Below are 18,546 nucleotides of genomic sequence, written 5' to 3'. Positions count from 1 at the left end.
CCGGCGATGGGCAAGCTTTCCGGCATCCGCGTTGTTGACCTGTCGCAGTTTCTGCCTGGCCCGATGCTGACCGTGATGATGGCCGATCAAGGGGCCGAGGTGATCAAGGTGGAGCCGGCCGCTGGCGATCCCGCCCGGGCGCAGGCGCCGTTTGAAAATGGCCAGAGCATCTGGTTCGCCAATCTCAACCGCGGCAAGCAAAGCCGGGTGATCGATCTGAAGAGCGAGGCCGGCAAGGCGGAGCTGCGCGACCTGATCCGCAATGCCGATGTGTTCGTCGAAGGCTTTCGCCCCGGCGTGATGGCGCGTTTGGGCTTTGGCTGGGAAGATGTGCGCAGCCTCAATCCGCGCATCGTCTATTGCTCCATCTCGGCCTTTGGCCAGCAGGGGGCGTTGGCCCAGCATCCGGCCCATGACATGGCGGTGCAGGCGATGGCAGGCTTCATGAGCGTGAATGATGCCGGTGATGGCAGCCCGCCCGTGGTGCCGGGCGTGCCGGCCGCCGATGTCGCCGCTGGCCTGACCGGCCTGGCCGCGGTGTTGATGGCGCTGATCGGGCGCGAAAGGAGCGGACAGGGCGATTATCTGGATATCGCCATGTTCGACAGCCTGTTGCCCTGGTGCGCCCATATCGCCGGCAGCGCGCTGGCCGGTGGGGAGGCGCCGAGCTCTGCGGCGCAACGCTCGCTGGGCGGGGCTGGCTTCTACAATGTCTATGCGTGCGCCGATGGCCGCCACATTGTGCTGGGCGGGCGCGAGATCAAGTTTGCGCGCAGCTTGCTCACGGCGCTGGGCCGACCCGATCTCATCCCGCTTGCCGAAGCCGATGCCGGGCCCGCGCAGGCCCCGCTGATCGCCTTCCTGCGCGATACCTTCCGCACCCGCAGCCGCGATGATTGGGACCGGTTCATGCACAATCTCGACGTGGCCTATGCCCCGGTGCTGGATTTCGCCGAAGCCTTTGCCCAGCCGCATGTGGCGGAGCGCGGCCTGATCGTGGAGGCCGATGGCCGCCATCATATCGCGCCGGCCATCCGCTTTGCCGGGGAGGAGTGGACACCCGGCAGCGTGCCCGGATTGGGGCAAGGCTGATGCGCCTATTCGACGTCGATGTGCATCGAATAGGCGAAGCGGTCGCCGGGGTGATGGCTGACCGAAATTTCGAACACCCGCCCTTGCGCATCGCGGTAGCAGCGGATGATGCGCAACACGGCCGCACCCCGCTTGATGCCCAGTTGCCGGGCAACCTCGGCGCTGGCGATCACCGCCTGGATATCCTGGGTGACCTGGCCGACGGAGACGCCCGACAGCGCCTCGATCTGGCTGAACAGGGTGCCGGCGGCAAGATCAAGCCGCGCCGGCGCGTCGCCCAGAAGTTCGTGGAAATAGGCAATCGTGGCGGCAATCGGCTGATCACCATCGGCGGTGGTGCGCACCCCGTGCACGAGCGTCCAGGTGCCGCTGGCGGGCAGGCCGGTGCTGGTGGCCAGCCAGGCCGGCAGCGGCCCGGTGCCGGCCGGTTGGTAGGTGACCCGCGTGTCGCGCGCATATTGCAGGATTTCGCCGACGTTGCTGAGCGGCTGGTGCAGGGCGCCGCCGCGTGCGCCGGCCGGTTGCACCACGGTTCCCGACCCGCGGCGGCGGGCGATAAGCCCTTCATTCTGCAGCCGGCGCAGCGCTTCACGCACGGTGAAACGCGACACACCATGGGCCGAGCACAATTCGCTTTCGGTGGGAAATGGCTGCTCCGCACCAAAGCGGCCGGCCAATATGTCGGCGCGCAGTTCGGCCGCCAATTGCAGGTAGCGCGGCGCCGCTTGCCCGCGAACCTTGGTCGCCATGTCGTTCAACGATTGCTCCCGCCCTCAGCCCAGGTGTCGGCATGAGCGATGCCCTGCTGACCCAACTTGTCCGGACTTTAGCGCGCCCGGCGGCGGAAAGCGAGGAAAAGCGCGCACGGTTGCACCTGCTGGACTGGGTTGCCTGTGTCGCGGGGGCACGTCTGGACCCCGTGGCTGATGCCGCCCGCCGGGCCGGGCCAGACGTGCTGGAACGTGTTGCCTATCTGGGCAATGTGCTGGAGATGGATGATGTCCACCGCCAGGCGCTGCTCCATCCCGGACCGGTGATCTGGCCGGCGGCGCTGAGTGCGGCGCGGGAGACGGGCGCCGGCATGGCCGCGCTGCTGGCCGGTGGCGCGCGCGGATATGAGGCGATGATTGCCATCGGCATGATGCTGGACGCGCATCATTACAGCCTATGGCACCCGACCAGCACGGCCGGCGGGATTGGCGCCGCGGCGGCTGCGGCAAGCATTTTTGGCCTTGGGGACCGCGAAACCGTCAGCGCGCTGGGCCATGCTGCATCTATGGCCGGCGGGCTGTGGCACATGCGCCATGATGATGTCATGACAAAGCAGCTGCATGTCACCCGCGCCGCGCTGGAGGGCTTGTGGTGCGCACGGGCGGCAAGGGCCGGCTTCACCGGGCCGGCTGGCATCCTGGAAGGGCCGCAGGGCCTGTTTGCGGCGATGACCCAATCGCCGGGCCCGCTGCCCGACGCCGGTGCATGGCGCATCGCCGAAGTGAGTTTCAAGCCATGGGCCGCCTGTCGCCACGCGCATCCGGTGATCGATTGTGCCCTGGCCCTGCGCGCGGCCAATGCACTCAAGCCGCCGTTCCGGGTGGAAACCTATGCCGATGCGCTGCGCTTTTGCGATCGGCCGCATCCGGCCACGGAACTGGAGGCCAAGTTCAGCCTGCAGCATTCGGTGGCCGTGATCGCGGCCGGGCGGCTGGCCACCCCTGCCGACTTCACCCTGTCTGCGATTGCCGAACTGGCCGATCTGCGCGCCCAGGTGACGGTGGCGGAATGCCAGGCGATCACTTCGCGCTATCCGGCGCATTTCGGAGCCCGACTGAACGGGCTGGAACGCGTCGACACGCTGGGCGATCCGGAACGGCCGCTGGATGTGGAGGGCCTGACCGGCAAACTGGCCATGCTGGCAGCATGGGGCGGGCTGCCAGCGTCTGAGGCGGATCGCGCGGCGGCTCTGGTGCTGGATGGCGATGATGTGGGCGCAGTGATCGCCATGTTGACCGAGTGGACGGCGTGAACGCGGTGAGCCGCCTGATCGAATTTGCTGGTGCCGAGCATCGGATACCAGCCGATGTGGTGGCCATTGCCCGACATTTCCTCGCCGATACGCTGGCGGTGGGGGCTGCGGCCCACGACGCACCGGGGGCGGCGGCCATCCTCGCCGTGGCGCGTGCCATGGGGCAGGGCCATGACGCCCGGCTGATCGGCACGGCAGAGCGGCTGCCGGCCGCCGCAGCCGCCTTTGTGAACGCCTATCGCATCCACTGCCTGGAATGGGATGCGGTGCATGAACCGGCGGTGGTGCATGCGATGAGCGTGGTGACGGCCGCGCTGGGCGCCGCGATTGATCGGCGCGGCGGCTGTGACCCGAAAGACGCGTTGGCCGCGCTTGCGGTGGGGGTAGAGGTGGCCGCCGGGCTTGGTGATGCCGCGACGTCGCCGTTGACATTCTTTCGCCCGGCCACTGCGGGCGCCATGGGCGCGGCCATGGCGGTGGCCCGGATCGATGGCGCGCCAATGCTGCCCGCGCTGGGCCTTGCCTATTCCAGCCTTGCCGGCACCATGCAGGCACATGTGGAGGGCAGCCTGGCCCTGCCGTTCCAGATCGCCAACGCGGCACGCGCGGCCGTGCTGGCCAGTGATCTGGCCGCCGCCGGCTTTCCGGCGCCGGCCGATGTGCTGGACGGGCCGTTCGGTTATTTCCGGCTGTTTGATCAGGGCGATAGCGGTGCGCTGGTGGCGGGCCTGGGCCGGCGCTGGCGTATCGCGGAATTGTCGGTAAAGCCCTATCCCTCTGGCCGGGCCAGCCATGCCGCGCTGGCTGTGCTGGCCGGTTTTGCCGGCCAGGATGTGGTGGGGGTGGAATTGGCCTGCCCGCCGCTGATCCGCCGCCTGGTGGGCCGGGCGATGACAGCAGACATGACGCCAAGCTGGGCAAGGCTGTGCCTGCCGTTCCTTGCTGGCCTGATGCTGCGCGATGGCCGGATCGATCCGCGCTGTTTCACGCCCCAGCAGTTTGCCGATCCGGCGTTGCTGGCCTTCGCCGACCGGGTTGCGTTGATGGATGATGGCAATCCCGACCCCAATGCCTTGTTTCCGCAGGCGATTACGTTGATCTTTGGGGGTGGCCGGCGCGAGCGGATTGCCATTCCCGCAACGCTGGGCAGCCCGGCGGCTCCACTGACCCCGGCGCAGACCGCGGCCAAGCTGGATCTCGCCCGTGAATTGGCCAGCCCGTCCGCCGATCCCCGCATTTTCGACAATCCTCTTGGCTATTTCACGGACCCGACATGAGCCAGCGCAGCTATTTCGAGTGTGTCGACATCAGGCAGTTGCTCGCCGATTATCCGGTGGGCGATGACTTCACCCACCGTTATCGCCGGATCAGCCGCGATGAATTGCGCGGCCTGCAGGAGGCGCAATTTGCCCGGTTGATGGCGCGTGGTTGGCAGATCCCCTTTTATCAGCGGCTGTGGGGCGCCAAGGGGATCGAGCCGGGCGATATCAGGGGCCTGGACGATATCACCAAGCTGCCGGTGTATGACAAGACCGACCTGATGGCCTCGGTCAACGCCCACCCGCCCTATGGCGATTTCGATGGGCGGGGTGCTGATCCCGTGGTGTTCCATACCACCAGCGGCACCACCGGCCGGCCGCAGCCGCTGATGTTTGGCCCCAAGGGGCGCGAAGTCACCAATTTGCTGGTGGGCCGCATGTATCGCTGGATGGGGCTGCAGCCGTCTGACGTGGTGCAATCCGTCTATGGCCACGGCATGATCAATGGCGGCCATTATATCCGCGAGGCGGTGACCCATTTCACCAACGCGCTGTTCCTGTCGGCCGGCACCGGGATCGAGACGCGCAGCGCCGCCCAGGTCAATCTGATGGCCGATTTCGGCGTGACGGTGATGGTTGGCTTTGTCGATTATGTCCGCAAGCTGGCCGAGGTGGCGGAAGCCGAAAAACTGTTTGATCGCATCAAGTTGCGGATGATCATCGGCCATCTGGGCACCGAGGATCGTGCCGCGACAGAAGCGGCCTGGCACGGCGCCAAGGCCTATGATTGGTATGGCGTGGGGGACACTGGCACGATTGCCGGCGAGGGGCCGGATCGCAATGGCCTCTATGTCTGGGAAGATGCGCAATATCTGGAATTGCTGGACGTGGAGAGCGGCCAACCGGTGGCGTTTGGCGAGACCGGCGACATGGTGGTGACCTGCCTGTTCAAGGACGATATCGCGCCCTGCATCCGCTTCAACACCCACGACATCACCCACGAGTTGGCCGGGCAGGGCGAAATCGCCTTCCGCCGCATCGCCGGCTTCAAGGGGCGCAGCGACAACATGGTGAAACTGCGCGGAATCAACATCTTCCCGCACGCCATTGCCGCCCTGATCGAGAACCGCAGCGATCTGACCGGGGAGTATGTCTGCATCCTCACCCGCGATGTGACGGGGCGGGACACTATGCTGGTGACGATCGAGAGCCGTGGCGGCAGCGATGTGGCGGCGCTGCGCGAGCTGCTGCGGCGCGGGCTGGGGGTGGAGGTGGAGGTGGCGCTGTGTGCCCCTGGCGCCACCGCGGCCGATACCCAGATTGATGTGCGGCAAAAGCCGATCCGCCTGATTGACCGGAGGGGGCTGTGAGCCACGACCCCTGGAATGCCATCGTTGACCGGGCGGCTGACCCTGGTGGCGGGGCAGGGCCGTTGGCCGGCGTGCGGGTCGGGGTGAAATCCAACATCGCCGTCGCGGGCCTGCCGCACACCGGTGGGATGGGCCATCTGCGCGACATTATCGCGGCCCAGGATGCTGAAGTTGTTGCACAATTGCGCCGCGCCGGGGCGAGCATCGTGGGCAGCCTCAACATGCACGAGGCCGCGCTGGGGGCGACGACGGACAACACATTTTATGGCCGGACCCACAATCCGCACCGCATGGGCCATACGCCGGGCGGATCGTCGGGCGGCAGCGGCGCGGCGGTGGCGGCGGGGCTGGTTGATCTGGCCCTGGGCACCGACACGCTGGGCAGCATCCGGCTGCCGGCGGCCTATTGCGGAGTCTATGGCCTGAAACCCACGCATGGCGCCGTCAGCGAGGATGGGTTGTTGTATCTCGACCCGGCGCTGGACTGTATCGGGCCGCTGGCGCGCGATCTGGATCTGATCGAACACGCCTGGGACGTGATTGGCAATGGTGGCAGCGATGGACAGTTCAGCCGATTGATTTTGCTGGATGATCTGGCCGGTGTGGCTTGCGAGCCGGCGGTGCTGGCGGGCTATCGGGCGGCCTGTGCGGCGATTGATCTACCGGTCTCAGGGCTAAGGCTGCCGGCCGATACCAGTGCCATCCGCATTGCCGCGCTGGCCGGGTCGGTTCGCTTTCTGATCGGCGAATTGGGGCCGCATCGGGCCAGTGCCTCGGCCGAATTGCGCTTCATCCTGGATGCGCTGGAGCCGGTGCCGGCCAATCCTGACTTGCTGGCCGCGGTAAAAGCCACGCTGATTGAGGCACTTGGCGATGATGGCGTGCTGCTGATGCCCACGGCGCCGCAAGCGGCCTTTGCCCATGGCACGCGGGCGCCGGTGAACCAGGCCGATTTCACCGGGTTGGCCAATATCGCCGGTCTGCCAGCCATCGCGCTGCCATCGGGCTGGAGTGACGATGGCCTGCCGGTTTCGGTGCAGCTGGTCGGCCCGCCGAAAGCCGAACGCCGGCTGATTTCCCTTGCGCGTCAAGTGGATGGCGCGCTCAATCAATACAAGCCGCCAAGAGGGGAGTGACCCGACATGCGCATCATCTGCCTGTTCAATCTGAAGCCGGGCGCCTCCGCGCAAGCCTATGAGGCCTGGGCGCGCGGCACCGACATTCCCGGCGTCAACGCCCTGGGCAGCGTCAACAGCTTCACCGTCCACCGCGCCACCGGGCTGTTCGGATCGGAAGCGGCGCCGCCCTATGATTATATCGAGGTGATTGATATCAAGGGGATGGACGCATTTGTTGCCGATGTTTCGAACCCGGAGTTCCAGAAGGTCGCCGCCGCATTTGGCCAGTTCACCGACAATCCCTGCTTCATCCTGACGGAGGATCTGTGATGGGCCTTTTCGCCGGCAAGACCATCGTGGTCACCGGGTCGGGCAAGGAGAAGGGCCTGGGCCAGGGCATATTGCGGCGCTTTGCCGATGAGGGCGCCAATTGCGTCGTGTCGGATATCAGCATCGATGCCGAAGCGCAAAATGTGGCCACCGACCTTGCCGCGCGTGGCGTCAAGGTGGCCGCAATTGCATGCGACGTGTCCGATTCCGCGCAGTGCGTGGCACTGGTCGATCAGGTGGTGGCCGAATTCGGCGCCGTCGATATTTTCGTCAACAATGCCGGCATCGGCTTCATGATGAAGCCCATGCTGGAGGTTGATCCGGCCGACTGGGCGAAGGTGATTGCCGTCAACCTGTCGGGCGCCTTTTACTGCACGCAGGCCGCGGCGAAGGCGATGATTGCCGCCGGAAAGGGCGGCCGCATCATCAACATCGCCAGCCAGGCCGCCAAGACCGGCTTTCCGCATCTGCCAGCCTATGTCAGCTCCAAGCATGGCATGATCGGCCTGACCCGGGCGACCGCGGTGGAGCTGGGCGCGCATGGCATCACGGTCAATGCCGTGTGCCCCAACCATGTCACCACCGGGCTGGGCGCGATGCAGAATGAATATTTCTCGAAACTGCTCGGTTTCCCGACGGTCGAGGCCTATCTCGCCAACATGGCGGCGAAGAACCCGATGGGCCGGCCCGGCCTGCCGGGCGACACGGCGGCGGCCTGCGCCTTTCTGGCGAGTGATGACGCCTTCTACATCACCGGCGAGGCGCTGAACGTCTCGGGCGGGGAGGAGATGCACTGATGTTGGCCGAGGAACGCATCGATTGGCCGGGCGGGGCGAAGATGGCCCTCAGTGTCGTTGTCAATGTCGAGGAAGGCTCCGAACAGACGGTGGCGCGCGGCGACAAGGGGATGGAGCCGGTTGACGAACTGGGCATCTTCATCAAGGCGCCGATCCGCAATTATGGCAATGAGAGCAATTATCTCTATGGCATCAAGGCCGGCGCGCCGCGCGTGGTCAAGCTGCTGAAGGCCTTTGACATCAAGGCAAGCTGGACGGTTGCGGCCCTGTCCCTCGAAAACCATCCGCAACTGGCCGAAGCCATCGTGGAACTGGGCCATGAGCCGGTCAGCCATGGCTGGCGCTGGGTGCACCAGTTCAAGCTGAACGAGGAGGCCGAACGCGACTTCATCGGCAAGGCCGTCGAATCCATCCAGCGCAGCTGCGGGGTCAGGCCCTATGGTTGGCTCTCCCGCTATTTCCACACCGATCACACCCGCCGCCTGCTGATCGAGGCGGGGTTTGATTATCACATGGATGATTACAGCGGCGATGTGCCGTTCTGGGACAAGACGACCGTGCCGGAACGGCCGATGGTGATCGTGCCCTACCAGCTCGACAACAATGACATGAAGATGTGGACCGACCCGGCGATGGGGCCGGAGCAGTGGCTGGCCTATGCCAAGCGCAATTTTGATCAGGTTTATCGCGAAGGCGTCGAGGGCAATCCCAAGATGATGAGCCTGGGCCTGCACCTGCGCATCATCGGCCGGCCGGGGCGCATCTGGGCGCTGGAGGAATTTTTCCGCCATGTCCGCAGCCACGATGGCGTGTGGGTGACGACGCGGCACGAGATCGCCCGGCATTTTGCCAAGGTGCAGCCGGCATGAGCCTGCGCCTTGCCATCGAAGGCCCGATTGCCCGGTTGCTGATTGACCGGGCGGCCAAGCGCAACAGCTTCACGCAAGCCATGTGGGCCGAGCTGCCGCGCCTGCTCGAAGAGGCGGCGGCTGATCCGGCGGTGAAGCTGCTGATCCTGCAATCGGCAACGCCGGCCAGTGCCTTTTGCGCCGGGGCCGATATCGCCGAGCTGCTCGCCAACAAGGATGATTCCGAATGGCGCGCCGCCAACCAGGCGGCGATCAACCGGGCGCAGCATGATCTGGCGCGATTTCCGCTGCCCACCATCGCCTTTGCCGAAGGCGATGCGGTGGGTGGCGGCTGCGGGCTGGCGATGGCCTGTGATCTGAGGGTGGCAACGCCGGCCGCGCGCTTTGGCATCACGCCGGCCAAGCTGGGCCTCGTCTATCCGCTGCATGATGTGAAATTGCTGGTTGATCTCGTTGGGCCGGGGCAGGCCAAGCGGCTGCTGTTCACCGGCGCGCTGATCGATGCGGCCGAGGCACAGGCGATTGGCCTGATCGAGGCGGTGGCCGATGCGCCCGATGGCTTCGTGAATGCCATCCTCGCCGCCTCCCGCCATTCGACCCGGGCGATCAAGGGCTTTGTGCGCCGGGTGCTGGATGGCCAGGTGGCGGACGATGCCGAGACGCTGGCGATCTTTGCCGCCGCCTTCACCGGCGCCGATTTTGCCGAGGGCACCACGGCGTTCGTTGAAAAGCGCAAACCGGAGTTTGGCGCATGATCCCGCATGGCACCATCCTGGGCGGCGTGTCGGTCGTGCCCGATCTGGCGGCTGGCCTTGCCGCCTATCAGGGCACGCTGCAGCTTGATCTTGTGCACCGGGGCCCGCTGCCGGCCGACCTGGCGGCGGCTTGGGGCTGCCCGGCCAGTGCCGGCCGCGCCCACGCGGTGTTGCGGCCGAAAAGCGGTGCGCCCTGCTGGTTCCGGCTGGTGGAGCAGCCCGATGTGGCTGGGTTCAGGCCGACCACCAGTTTCGGCTGGGGGGCGTTTGAACTGACCGTGCAGGATGTGTTCGGCTGGCCCGACCGGCTGGCCGGCAGCGGTTTCACCATCGTGGGCGAGCCCAAGCAACTGCCGGGCATGGACGCCTTTGTGCCGATGCAGGCGTTGGGGCCGGGGCAGGAGATGATCTACCTGAACCAGGTGTTTGCCAACATGGACACGCTGGATCTGCCCAAGGCGGCCAGCATCACCGATCATATCTTCATCGTCATCCTGGCGACGCCCGACCGGGCCGCCACCTGCCGCTGGTATGCCGACCGGCTCGATCTTGATCTGGGGCCGGTGTTTGAATTGCCCTATCAGATGATCAACACCGCCTTTGGCTTGCCGGATGATTTCATCACCGCGCTGCAGATGGTGGGCAAGGGCCGCATGCCGATCGTGGAGGTAGATGATTATCCGCCGCAAACCAGCGTGCGCCCGCGCCATGACGGCATGTTGCCGCCGGGCAATGCGCTGGTGACGCTGGCGATGCGCGATCTGGATGCCTGCGATGTGACCTGGATCAGCCCGCCGGTGCGGCGGGACGGCCCGCTGTATGACGGGCGCCGCGCCGGCTGCGTGATCGGCCCGGCGGGCGAGCTGCTGGAACTGGTGGAGTTGGGCTGATGCCGCTGTTTGCCGTGCGCTGCGTGGATGCGGATGGGGCAGGGCCGCTCAGGCAACTGCATCTGGCCGCGCATCTGGCGCATGTGGAGGCGCATATGGCGCGCTATCGCGTGGCCGGGCCGCTGGCGCCATCGGGATCGCTGTTGGTGATCGAGGCGGCGGATGAAGCGGATGCCCGGGCCTTCATCATGGCCGATCCCTATGGCGCGGCCGGCGTGTGGAGCGACGTGATCATCGAGCCATTCCGCGCCGCAGCTGGCACTTGGGTGGGTGGCGCGACCTGGAAACAGGGCTGATAACGGCGGCCATGCGCGCTGCCGTTTGCACCCATTTGTCGCCCGATCTGTCGGGCCTGTCGTTGCATGACGACTGGCCGGAACCGCCGCCGCCCGGGCCGGGCGAAGTGCTGGTGGCGGTGCGCCATGCCAGCCTGAACTTCCCCGATTTTCTGATGCTGCAGGGCGGATACCAGTACAAGCCCGACGTGCCGTTCATACCGGGCACCGAAGGCACCGGCACGGTTTTGGCCGCCGGGCCGGGGGCGGAGCACTGGGTGGGGCGCGATGTGATGCTGGGCGCGCGCAGCGGGCTGATGGCGGAGCGCATCACGCTGCCGGCGCGCGGCTTGCGGGCCGTGCCGGCGGGGCTGACCATGGCCGAGGCTGCCGCCTTCACCGTTGGGGCGCTGACCGCCTGGGTCGGGCTGGTGGAGCGCGGGCGGCTCAAGGCCGGCGAGCGAGTGCTGGTGACGGGGGCCGGTGGCGGCATGGGGCTGGCCGCGGTGCAGCTGGCCGTGCACCTGGGCGCGCATGTGGTGGCGGTGGCGTCCTCGAGTGCGCGGCTGGCGCTGGCGCAGGCGGCTGGGGCGCATGAGGGGCTGCTGGTGGACCGGGCGGCGCCGCAGATTCCGCACAGGGACATTGATCTGGTGTTCGATCCCGTGGCGGGCCCGCTGGTGCTGCCGCTGGTCAAGTGCCTTCGGCGGGGCGGGCGCTATGCCATCATCGGCTTTGTGGGGGGGCGGGGGGAGGCGGTGCCGCTGAACCGGCTGTTGTTGAAGGAGATCGAACTGGTCGGCGTGCGCGCCGGCGAGCAGGGCCGGCAGGACCCGGCCGCCGGCGCCCGGCACATGCGCGAGATTGATGCGCGCGCCGTTCACATGCGGCCGCACATCGGGCTGGCGGTGCCGCTGGGCGAGGTGAAGGCGGCCTTTGCGGCGATGGGGGCCGGGCGCATTGAGGGGAAGTGCGTGGTTGGGATGTGAGGGGGCGCTGCGCGGGCGGGCGGGCCCCCTCCGTCAGCCTGCGGCTGCCACCTCCCCCTCTGGGGGAGGTGCCGAGCAACGCGAGGCGGAGGGGGCTGAGGGGACGAAGTGGTCAGGCAAATGCCGCCCGCGTCGCCGCATCGGCGGGGAAGAGCAGTTCCAGCCGCAGATCGCGCACGGTCACATCCTCTGATGTGCCGCATTGGGCGACGATGGACAGGAAGCTGAGGAGCCCGTTCGGCCCGCGATAGCTGACCGGCAGCACGGGCGAGCGGCTGCGGGTGCGATAGGGGTGGCGGGCGGCGGCGGCGCGGGTGACGGCGATGAGATCGGCCAGCACCGGATCATCGCCCGACAGCGATTGTTCCAGCGCCAGCCGCTCCAGGCTTTCGTGCAGCACCTGGGGCAGGTTGGCGATGAATTCGGGCGCACGTGGGTGGCAGGCGGTGAGGCGGAAGACATTGGGCGGGCCCGACCAGCCATCGAGGAAGGGCGCCAGCATGGCCGCGGCCGACGGGCTGGCTTCCAGCACATTCCAGTGCCGGTCACATAGCAGCGCCGGGAAGGGGGCGTGGTTGGCCATCATCGTCTGCAATATCTCGCGGAACGGCGCGATGGCTTCGGATGAGAGTGGGGAGGCCGGATAGGCCGAGGCAAAGCCGGCGGCATTGAGCAGATGGTTGCGCTGCGCCAGCGGCAGGGCCAGCGCTTCGGCCAGCGTGACCACCATCTCCCGGCTGGGGCTGGCCCGGCCGGATTCGAGGAAGGAAAGGTGGCGGGCGCTGACCCCGGCATCGAGGGACAGGGCGAGCTGGCTGACCCGCCGGCTGGCACGGGCGGCTTTGAGCGCCGTGGCGAAGGGGCCGGGATCGGAAAGGTCGGGACGGGTTGCCATGGCGGCATCATGCCACCGATGCGCGGCAGGGCAATGACCCGCAAGGTAAGCGCGGCGATGATGTGAACCCTCGCCGCGCGTGCCGGCCTGTCAATCGACGCGGGTGAAGTGGGTGGTTTCCAGCTTGGGCAGCGCGCCGCCGGCCCAGACGATGGTTTCGGTCATCGATTTGCCGTCCTTGGCCACGGTGTAGACGCGGGTGGAGACGGGGGCGCCGTTCTTGCCCAGGGTCATCACCAGCGTGTTGGCCGCCGGCTGGCGCAGGGCGACCGTGTCGATATTGGCCATGGTGCCGGTGACGGGCACCGGCACGCCATCGGTGGCGGCGGTGGATCCGGCGTGGACGCTGGCGCCATCGGGGGTGACGACCTCCACCAGCGTCGTCCAGCGGCCATCGGGCTGGTGGTGGAAGCGGATGCCGACGCGGGCCGGTCGCTCTTCGGCCGGGATGCGGGCGATATCCAGCGCCCAGTTGCCGGCCAGCGGCGAATGGCGGGCGGGGGTGATGGTGGCCGCCGGGGGCGCGGCGGGCGGGGTGGTGGCAGCGGCGGCCAGGAACAGGCCGGCGGCGGCGGCGGGCAGGGCAAACAACATGGCGATCTTCCCTTTGGTCCAGCCAGACCCGCTGGATGCGGGCGGCAGGCCATCGTTGGCCGGGGCGGGCGGGGGAAGAAGATCGATTTTCCTGTCCCAGATTTCCTGGGCTTCGAGCAGGCGGGCGAGTTCGCGGCTGCTGCCGATACCGGTCTTGCGGCGGGCGGAGCGCAGGCGTTCGTTGATGGCGGTTTCGGTGCGGCCAAGGCGGGCGGCGATGCTCTTGATGGTGTGGCCGGCGGCGAGCAGGCGCAGCACCTCGATCTCGGCCGGGTTGAGGCCATCGATGCCGCCGCGTGCATGCTCCATCGCTGTCATGCCGTTGTTGTGACAGGCGGGGGCCGGCGGCGTCTATCCCAAATAAATTGGGACTGGCCGGCCTATCCGCCGGGTAATTGCCGGCCATTGCAAGCTGCTGCAGCCTTGGCTGGCAATCGCAGGAGGTGGCGATGACAAGTGGTTTTTGGGGACAGGCACTGCATCTCTGGTGCTGGCAGGTTGCGGGCTTTGGCCTGTTGTTTGCAGCCGGCGGGCTGGCGGGCGCCGATGCCGCGGCCGGGCTTTATTATTGGCTGGTGAGCGGTCGGCAGCTGGATGCCGGCGCGTTTGATGCGCCGGGTATGCGCAGCACACTTGGGGTGATGGGCGGGTTGATGTTTGGCTGGGGCGTGTCGCTGATCGCGGTGTATCGAGCGGTGGGGGCCGATGTGCGGGTGTGGCGCGCGCTGGGCTGGGGCGTGGCCGGCTGGTTTGTGGTGGACAGCGCGTTGTCGTTGGCGACCGGGCTGCCCGGCAATGCCATCGCCAACACGCTGTTTCTGATCCAGTTCCTGGTGCCGGCGGTGAAGCTGGGGTTTTTCAGCCGGGAAACGGCGTCCAGATCACCTGCCTGATGTCGGTGCCGCCCAGCGCCAGCAGGGCCAGCCGGTCAAAGCCGAGCGCGACGCCGCTGGCCGGTGGCATTGCGCCAAGCGCCGCGATGAAATCCTCGTCGATGGGATAGCGGCGGCCATAGAGGCGCTGTTTTTCGTCCATGTCGGCCTCGAAGCGGCGGCGCTGTTCGGCCGGATCGGTGAGTTCGCCAAAGCCGTTGGCCAGTTCGACACCGCAAGCATAGGCCTCGAAGCGTTCGGCCCAGCGCGGATCATCCGCGCAAGGGCGGGCGAGGGCGGCTTCGCAGACGGGATAATGGGTGAGAAAGGTGAGGCGGCCGTCGCCCAGCCTGGGTTCGATGGTCACGATGATGCGGCTGAAGATGTCGCTCCACGTGTCGTCGGGGCGGGGGCGCAGGCCGGCGGCGGCGGCGAGCGCATCGCGGTCATCCAGGCAGGCGGCGAGATCGATGCCGGCATGGCGCTGGAAGGCATCGGCGCAGCTGAGCAGTTCGGGTTCGGCCATGGCATCGCATGTGCGCCCGCGCCAACGCAGCGGGCCAGTGCCGGCGGCCTGCGCCGTGCGGGCGAGCGCCCACGTGTCGGCGATCACGGCCGTCCAGTCCGCCTGGGCGCGATACCATTCGACCATGGTGAATTCGGGCGCGTGCAGCGGGCCCTGTTCGCCATTGCGCCAGACGCGGGCGAAATCGACGATCTGCGTCTCGCCGGCGGCCAGCAGCTTCTTGGCGGCGAATTCCGGGCTGGTGTGGAGATAGAGCGTCTGCTCCGCGCCGCCATCGGGCCGCCACAGCACCGGAAAGCCGTGCAGATGCGTCTCGTTGCCGGGGCTGATCTGGACGGCCCCGCATTCCACCTCGGTGAAGCCTTGCGCGGCGAACCAGTGGCGCAGGGCGGCCTTGATGCGATTGCGGCCGACAAGGAACGGCTTGCGGTCGAGATGGATGTCGCTGTGCCAGAAGGGGCGGGCCACGATGATTTCCCTTGAACTTGTGCGGCGCGATGCCCTAACGGCGGGCAGCATTTTGGCGCGTTGGCGCATAGGGGATCACATGGTCAAGGACATCGCGAGCAATTTCCGCAAGGGTCAGGTCATCGAGCATGAGGATGGCCAGCTCTATGTCGTGCTGAAGGCCGAGACCTTCCGCCCCGGCAAGGGCACGCCGACCACCACGATCGACATGCGCCGCATCGCCGATGGCGTGAAGACGGTGATCACGGTGAAGACCACCGACAGCCTGGAGCGGGCGTTCGTCGAGGAAGTCAGCCACAATTATCTCTACAAGGATGGGGACGAATATATCTTCATCAACAACGAGAGCTATGAGCAGATCAGCCTGAAGGAAGACATGATCGGCGATGGCATCGTGTTCCTGCAGGAAAATGCCGAGTGCAAGATCCTGATGTTTGACGGCAAGGCCATCACCATCAGCCTGCCGACCCGCGTGACCATGGAAATCATCGCCACCGAACCGGTGGTGAAGGGCCAGACCGCATCGTCGAGCTACAAGCCGGCCACGGTGGAATCGGGCGCCCGCGTGATGGTGCCGCCGCACATCGAAGTGGGCACGCGCATTGTGATCAACACCGAGGATTCGTCCTACGTGGAACGCGCCAAGGATTGATCTGGCGCTTGGCGTTGGCCTGAAATCGGGGGAAGGGTGGCGCATGCCATCCTTCCCCTTTTCATTTGGTCCGGTTTCTGTGGCCATGCTGTTGTTCCAGGCGGGCGTGCTGCTGGCCGTGGCCTGGCCGTTGGGCCGCCTGCTGGGCTGGCGCCGCTGGTGGAGCCGGCCGATCCTGGTGGCGATGAGCTGGATGGCCTGTTCGGCCGGCGGCCTGGTGTTGTTTGGCGCGATGGGCGCTGATGTCTTCATCATTCCCGTCGGGCTGGCAATGTCGGCCGTGCCGGCTGCGCTGCTTGCCGTGCCGCTGTGGTGGCTTGGCGACTGGCTTGTGAAAAAAATCGATTGAAGCGGGCAGGACAATCAATTTCCTGATTGCAACCTGCCGGGCTTAGCCTGCGGACATCGGGGCAACCCGGAGAGTCAAAAGGGAGCCAAACCAATGTCGCGTTCATTCGCATCGATCGTCGCCCTGGCTGTGGCCGGGATGGCCGCCAGCCTGGGCAGCAGCGCGGCCGCGCAAACCGCCAACACCTCCCCGCAGTTCTGGTGGCCGGAACTGGTTGATCTGTCGCCGCTGCGCAGCCAGCAGGCCGCGTCCAACCCCTATGGCGCCGGTTTCGACTATGCCGCCGAATTCTCCAAGCTGGATCTGAAGGCGGTGAAGGCCGATATCGCCAAGGTGCTGACCACCAGCCAGCCCTGGTGGCCGGCCGATTATGGCAATTATGGCCCGTTCTTCATCCGCATGGCGTGGCACTCGGCCGGCACCTATCGCATTGGCGATGGCCGTGGCGGTGCCGGTGGTGGCCAGATGCGCTTTGAACCGCTGAACAGCTGGCCCGACAACGGCAATCTCGACAAGGCCCGCCGCCTCTTGTGGCCGGTGAAGGCCAAATATGGCCGTGCGTTGAGCTGGGCCGACCTGATGGTGCTGGCCGGCAATGTCTCCCTGGAAACCATGGGCTTCAAGCCGTTCGGCTTTGCCGGTGGCCGCACTGACGATTGGGAAGCCGACAAGGTGTACTGGGGCCCTGAGAACAAGATGCTCGATGACAAGCGCTATTCGGAAGGCCGCAAGCTGGCCAACCCGCTCGGCGCGGTGCAGATGGGCCTGATCTATGTGAACCCGGAAGGGCCGAACGGCGTGCCTGATCCGCTGCTGGCGGCGAAGGACATCCGCGAAACCTTTGGCCGCATGGCGATGAACGACGAGGAAACCGCCGCGCTGATCGCTGGTGGCCACACGTTCGGCAAGGCGCATGGCGCCGCCAGCGCCAGCAATGTGGGCGCCGCACCGGCTGGCGAAGCGTTGGAAAAGCAAGGCTTTGGTTGGGAAAACAAGCATGGCACCGGCAAGGGCGCCGATGCCATCACCTCAGGGCTCGAAGGCGCCTGGACCTCGGCCCCGACCCAGTGGACGATGCAGTATCTGGAAAATCTCTACCGCTTCGACTGGGTGCAGACCAAGAGCCCGGCCGGCGCCATCCAGTGGGAGCCGAAGAACGCCAAGGACCAGAAGTTCGTGCCCGACGCGCACCGCGAGGGCGTGTATCACGCGCCGATCATGTTCACGACCGACCTCGCGCTGCGCATGGACCCGGCCTATGGCAAGATCACCAATGGCTGGCTGAAGAATCCCAAGGGGTTTGAAGACGCCTTTGCCCGCGCCTGGTTCAAGCTGACCCACCGCGACATGGGCCCGCGCTCCCGGTACATCGGTGCCGATGTGCCCAAGGAGGTGCTGGCCTGGCAGGATCCGGTGCCGGCCGTCACCCACCCGCTGGTGATCGATGCCGATGTCGCCGATCTGAAGGCCAAGGTGCTGGCCAGCGGCCTGAGCGTGCCGGAACTGGTGCGAACCGCCTGGGCGGCGGCGGCCAGCTATCGCGGGACCGACATGCGTGGCGGTACCAACGGCGGCCGGCTGGCATTGGCCCCACAGAAGGACTGGGCGGTGAACGCGCCGGCAGAACTGGCCAAGGTGCTGCCGGTGCTGGCCAAGGTGCAGGCTGATTTCAATGCTGCCGCCCCCGGTGGCCGCAAGATCAGCCTGGCGGACATGATCGTGCTGGCCGGCAATGCCGCGGTGGAAAAGGCCGCTGCCGATGCCGGTGTGCCCGTCACCCTGGCCTTCACGCCGGGCCGCACCGATGCGACGCAGGCGCAGACCGATGTGGCCAGCTTCAACGCGCTGGAGCCCAAGGCCGATGGTTTCCGCAACCACTGGACGCCGGACAGCCCCTACAACCCGACCCAGGCCATGGTGGACCGCGCGCATCTGCTGGGCGTGACGGTGCCGGAAATGACCGTGCTGGTGGGCGGCCTGCGCGTGCTGGGCGGCAACGCCGGCGGTTCCCAGGTGGGCGTGTTCACAACCCGTGTCGGCGTGCTGAGCAACGACTGGTTCGTCAACCTGCTCGGCATGGAGACCAAGTGGCAGAAGGCGGCGACCGAGGGCCTGTATGACGGCGTCGACCGCAGCACAGGCGCGAAGAAGTGGACCGCCAGCCCGGTTGATCTGCTGTTCGGCAGCCACAGCGAATTGCGCGCCGTGGCCGAGGTGTATGGCGCTGCCGATGGCCACAAGCAGATGGTGGCCGATTTCGCCCGGGCGTGGACCAAGGTGATGAACAACGGCCGGTAAAGCAGAAGGCAATTTGCCGTTCAGGAACGGGCGGTGCCAGGTGCGGCACCGCCCGTTTTTGCATGTCCGTTGCGCACCGGGTCTCAACAAGTGGCTGGCATATCAGTGCATCCATGGTCTAGGAT

General features: G+C 66.8%; 20 protein-coding genes. 16 read left to right on the top strand and 4 right to left on the bottom strand.

Going from position 1 to position 18,546, the window contains the following annotated elements:
• Positions 1-6: 6 nt before the first annotated feature.
• Positions 7-1,092 (top strand): CaiB/BaiF CoA transferase family protein, encoded by a 1,086-nt coding sequence (locus CHU93_RS16100; RefSeq protein ID WP_094475158.1) that lies wholly within the window; start codon positions 7-9, stop codon positions 1,090-1,092.
• A 5-nt stretch (positions 1,093-1,097) separates the two neighbouring features.
• On the opposite strand, the gene CHU93_RS16095 is transcribed toward CHU93_RS16100, so the two are convergent.
• Complete coding sequence (locus tag CHU93_RS16095; RefSeq protein ID WP_094475205.1) at positions 1,098-1,841, bottom strand: GntR family transcriptional regulator; 744 nt, start codon at positions 1,839-1,841, stop codon at positions 1,098-1,100.
• 41 nt (positions 1,842-1,882) lie between these two features.
• On the opposite strand from CHU93_RS16095, the gene CHU93_RS16090 reads away from it, so the two are divergent.
• The 11 genes from CHU93_RS16090 to CHU93_RS16040 are packed head-to-tail and all read left to right on the top strand — an operon-like array spanning position 1,883 to position 11,767.
• A complete protein-coding gene (locus tag CHU93_RS16090; protein WP_094475157.1) occupies positions 1,883-3,115 on the top strand; it encodes an MmgE/PrpD family protein in 1,233 nt (410 codons plus the stop codon).
• Between the two features lie 5 nt (positions 3,116-3,120).
• Positions 3,121-4,392, top strand: coding sequence for an MmgE/PrpD family protein (locus CHU93_RS16085; protein ID WP_243375732.1), 1,272 nt, complete (start codon positions 3,121-3,123; stop codon positions 4,390-4,392).
• Positions 4,389-5,744, top strand: coding sequence for a phenylacetate--CoA ligase family protein (locus CHU93_RS16080; protein WP_094475156.1), 1,356 nt, complete (start codon positions 4,389-4,391; stop codon positions 5,742-5,744). The genes CHU93_RS16085 and CHU93_RS16080 overlap by 4 nt, the downstream gene beginning before the upstream one ends.
• Entirely contained in the window at positions 5,741-6,880 is a 1,140-nt protein-coding gene (locus CHU93_RS16075; protein WP_094475155.1) for an amidase, read from the top strand. The genes CHU93_RS16080 and CHU93_RS16075 overlap by 4 nt, the downstream gene beginning before the upstream one ends.
• A gap of 6 nt (positions 6,881-6,886) precedes the next feature.
• Complete coding sequence (locus CHU93_RS16070; RefSeq protein WP_094475154.1) at positions 6,887-7,192, top strand: REDY-like protein HapK; 306 nt, start codon at positions 6,887-6,889, stop codon at positions 7,190-7,192.
• Positions 7,192-7,989 (top strand): SDR family NAD(P)-dependent oxidoreductase, encoded by a 798-nt coding sequence (locus CHU93_RS16065; RefSeq protein WP_094475153.1) that lies wholly within the window; start codon positions 7,192-7,194, stop codon positions 7,987-7,989. The genes CHU93_RS16070 and CHU93_RS16065 overlap by 1 nt, the downstream gene beginning before the upstream one ends.
• Positions 7,989-8,858, top strand: a complete 870-nt coding sequence (locus CHU93_RS16060) for a polysaccharide deacetylase family protein (protein WP_094475152.1) — start codon at positions 7,989-7,991, stop codon at positions 8,856-8,858. The genes CHU93_RS16065 and CHU93_RS16060 overlap by 1 nt, the downstream gene beginning before the upstream one ends.
• Positions 8,855-9,613: an enoyl-CoA hydratase/isomerase family protein gene (locus tag CHU93_RS16055; RefSeq protein ID WP_094475151.1), complete on the top strand. Its 759-nt coding sequence runs from the start codon at positions 8,855-8,857 to the stop codon at positions 9,611-9,613. Before CHU93_RS16060 ends, CHU93_RS16055 begins: the two co-directional genes overlap by 4 nt.
• A complete protein-coding gene (locus CHU93_RS16050; protein ID WP_094475150.1) occupies positions 9,610-10,503 on the top strand; it encodes a VOC family protein in 894 nt (297 codons plus the stop codon). The genes CHU93_RS16055 and CHU93_RS16050 overlap by 4 nt, the downstream gene beginning before the upstream one ends.
• Positions 10,503-10,799: a YciI family protein gene (locus CHU93_RS16045; RefSeq protein WP_094475149.1), complete on the top strand. Its 297-nt coding sequence runs from the start codon at positions 10,503-10,505 to the stop codon at positions 10,797-10,799. The genes CHU93_RS16050 and CHU93_RS16045 overlap by 1 nt, the downstream gene beginning before the upstream one ends.
• Positions 10,800-10,810: 11 nt before the next feature.
• Complete coding sequence (locus tag CHU93_RS16040) at positions 10,811-11,767, top strand: zinc-binding dehydrogenase (protein ID WP_133064444.1); 957 nt, start codon at positions 10,811-10,813, stop codon at positions 11,765-11,767.
• A 112-nt stretch (positions 11,768-11,879) separates the two neighbouring features.
• Here the strand turns inward: CHU93_RS16040 and CHU93_RS16035 are convergent, their stop codons facing one another.
• Entirely contained in the window at positions 11,880-12,662 is a 783-nt protein-coding gene (locus CHU93_RS16035) for a helix-turn-helix domain-containing protein (RefSeq protein ID WP_094475147.1), read from the bottom strand.
• Between the two features lie 90 nt (positions 12,663-12,752).
• Positions 12,753-13,574, bottom strand: a complete 822-nt coding sequence (locus tag CHU93_RS16030) for a helix-turn-helix domain-containing protein (protein ID WP_243375731.1) — start codon at positions 13,572-13,574, stop codon at positions 12,753-12,755.
• A gap of 131 nt (positions 13,575-13,705) precedes the next feature.
• Here CHU93_RS16030 and CHU93_RS16025 point away from each other — a divergent pair, with 131 nt between their 5' ends.
• A complete protein-coding gene (locus CHU93_RS16025; protein ID WP_133064443.1) occupies positions 13,706-14,149 on the top strand; it encodes a hypothetical protein in 444 nt (147 codons plus the stop codon).
• Here the strand turns inward: CHU93_RS16025 and epmA are convergent.
• The gene (gene epmA / locus CHU93_RS16020) at positions 14,115-15,122 is read right to left on the bottom strand and encodes an EF-P lysine aminoacylase EpmA (protein WP_243375730.1); all 1,008 of its coding nucleotides are present in this window, start codon (positions 15,120-15,122) and stop codon (positions 14,115-14,117) included. The genes CHU93_RS16025 and epmA overlap by 35 nt on opposite strands.
• A 79-nt stretch (positions 15,123-15,201) precedes the next feature.
• Between epmA and efp the strand changes: the two genes are divergently transcribed.
• The 3 genes from efp to katG all read left to right on the top strand — a co-directional run bounded on the left by efp (position 15,202) and on the right by katG (position 18,421).
• Complete coding sequence (gene efp, locus CHU93_RS16015) at positions 15,202-15,774, top strand: elongation factor P (protein ID WP_086116401.1); 573 nt, start codon at positions 15,202-15,204, stop codon at positions 15,772-15,774.
• Between the two features lie 79 nt (positions 15,775-15,853).
• Positions 15,854-16,123 (top strand): hypothetical protein, encoded by a 270-nt coding sequence (locus CHU93_RS16010; RefSeq protein WP_094475144.1) that lies wholly within the window; start codon positions 15,854-15,856, stop codon positions 16,121-16,123.
• 93 nt (positions 16,124-16,216) lie between these two features.
• Positions 16,217-18,421 (top strand): catalase/peroxidase HPI, encoded by a 2,205-nt coding sequence (katG, locus tag CHU93_RS16005; protein WP_094475143.1) that lies wholly within the window; start codon positions 16,217-16,219, stop codon positions 18,419-18,421.
• The last annotated feature ends 125 nt before the right edge of the window (positions 18,422-18,546 follow it).

It is taken from the genome of Sandarakinorhabdus cyanobacteriorum, from assembly GCF_002251755.1.
In the GTDB taxonomy this organism is placed as follows: Bacteria; Pseudomonadota; Alphaproteobacteria; order Sphingomonadales; family Sphingomonadaceae; genus Sandarakinorhabdus; species Sandarakinorhabdus cyanobacteriorum.
Note: the sequence above shows the minus strand (reverse complement) of the source record. Positions and strands in the feature narration are given on the sequence as shown.

Coding starts and splice junctions, on each gene's coding strand:
- CHU93_RS16065 (WP_094475153.1), top strand. CDS start 7,192: ATGGGCCTTTTCGCCGGCAAGACCATCGTGGTCACCGGGTCGGGCAAG.
- CHU93_RS16095 (WP_094475205.1), bottom strand. CDS start 1,841: ATGGCGACCAAGGTTCGCGGGCAAGCGGCGCCGCGCTACCTGCAATTG.
- CHU93_RS16050 (WP_094475150.1), top strand. CDS start 9,610: ATGATCCCGCATGGCACCATCCTGGGCGGCGTGTCGGTCGTGCCCGAT.
- CHU93_RS16025 (WP_133064443.1), top strand. CDS start 13,706: ATGACAAGTGGTTTTTGGGGACAGGCACTGCATCTCTGGTGCTGGCAG.
- katG (WP_094475143.1), top strand. CDS start 16,217: ATGTCGCGTTCATTCGCATCGATCGTCGCCCTGGCTGTGGCCGGGATG.
- CHU93_RS16060 (WP_094475152.1), top strand. CDS start 7,989: ATGTTGGCCGAGGAACGCATCGATTGGCCGGGCGGGGCGAAGATGGCC.
- CHU93_RS16030 (WP_243375731.1), bottom strand. CDS start 13,574: ATGACAGCGATGGAGCATGCACGCGGCGGCATCGATGGCCTCAACCCG.
- CHU93_RS16055 (WP_094475151.1), top strand. CDS start 8,855: ATGAGCCTGCGCCTTGCCATCGAAGGCCCGATTGCCCGGTTGCTGATT.
- CHU93_RS16080 (WP_094475156.1), top strand. CDS start 4,389: ATGAGCCAGCGCAGCTATTTCGAGTGTGTCGACATCAGGCAGTTGCTC.
- CHU93_RS16100 (WP_094475158.1), top strand. CDS start 7: ATGGGCAAGCTTTCCGGCATCCGCGTTGTTGACCTGTCGCAGTTTCTG.
- efp (WP_086116401.1), top strand. CDS start 15,202: ATGGTCAAGGACATCGCGAGCAATTTCCGCAAGGGTCAGGTCATCGAG.
- CHU93_RS16070 (WP_094475154.1), top strand. CDS start 6,887: ATGCGCATCATCTGCCTGTTCAATCTGAAGCCGGGCGCCTCCGCGCAA.
- CHU93_RS16090 (WP_094475157.1), top strand. CDS start 1,883: ATGAGCGATGCCCTGCTGACCCAACTTGTCCGGACTTTAGCGCGCCCG.
- CHU93_RS16045 (WP_094475149.1), top strand. CDS start 10,503: ATGCCGCTGTTTGCCGTGCGCTGCGTGGATGCGGATGGGGCAGGGCCG.
- CHU93_RS16040 (WP_133064444.1), top strand. CDS start 10,811: ATGCGCGCTGCCGTTTGCACCCATTTGTCGCCCGATCTGTCGGGCCTG.
- CHU93_RS16035 (WP_094475147.1), bottom strand. CDS start 12,662: ATGGCAACCCGTCCCGACCTTTCCGATCCCGGCCCCTTCGCCACGGCG.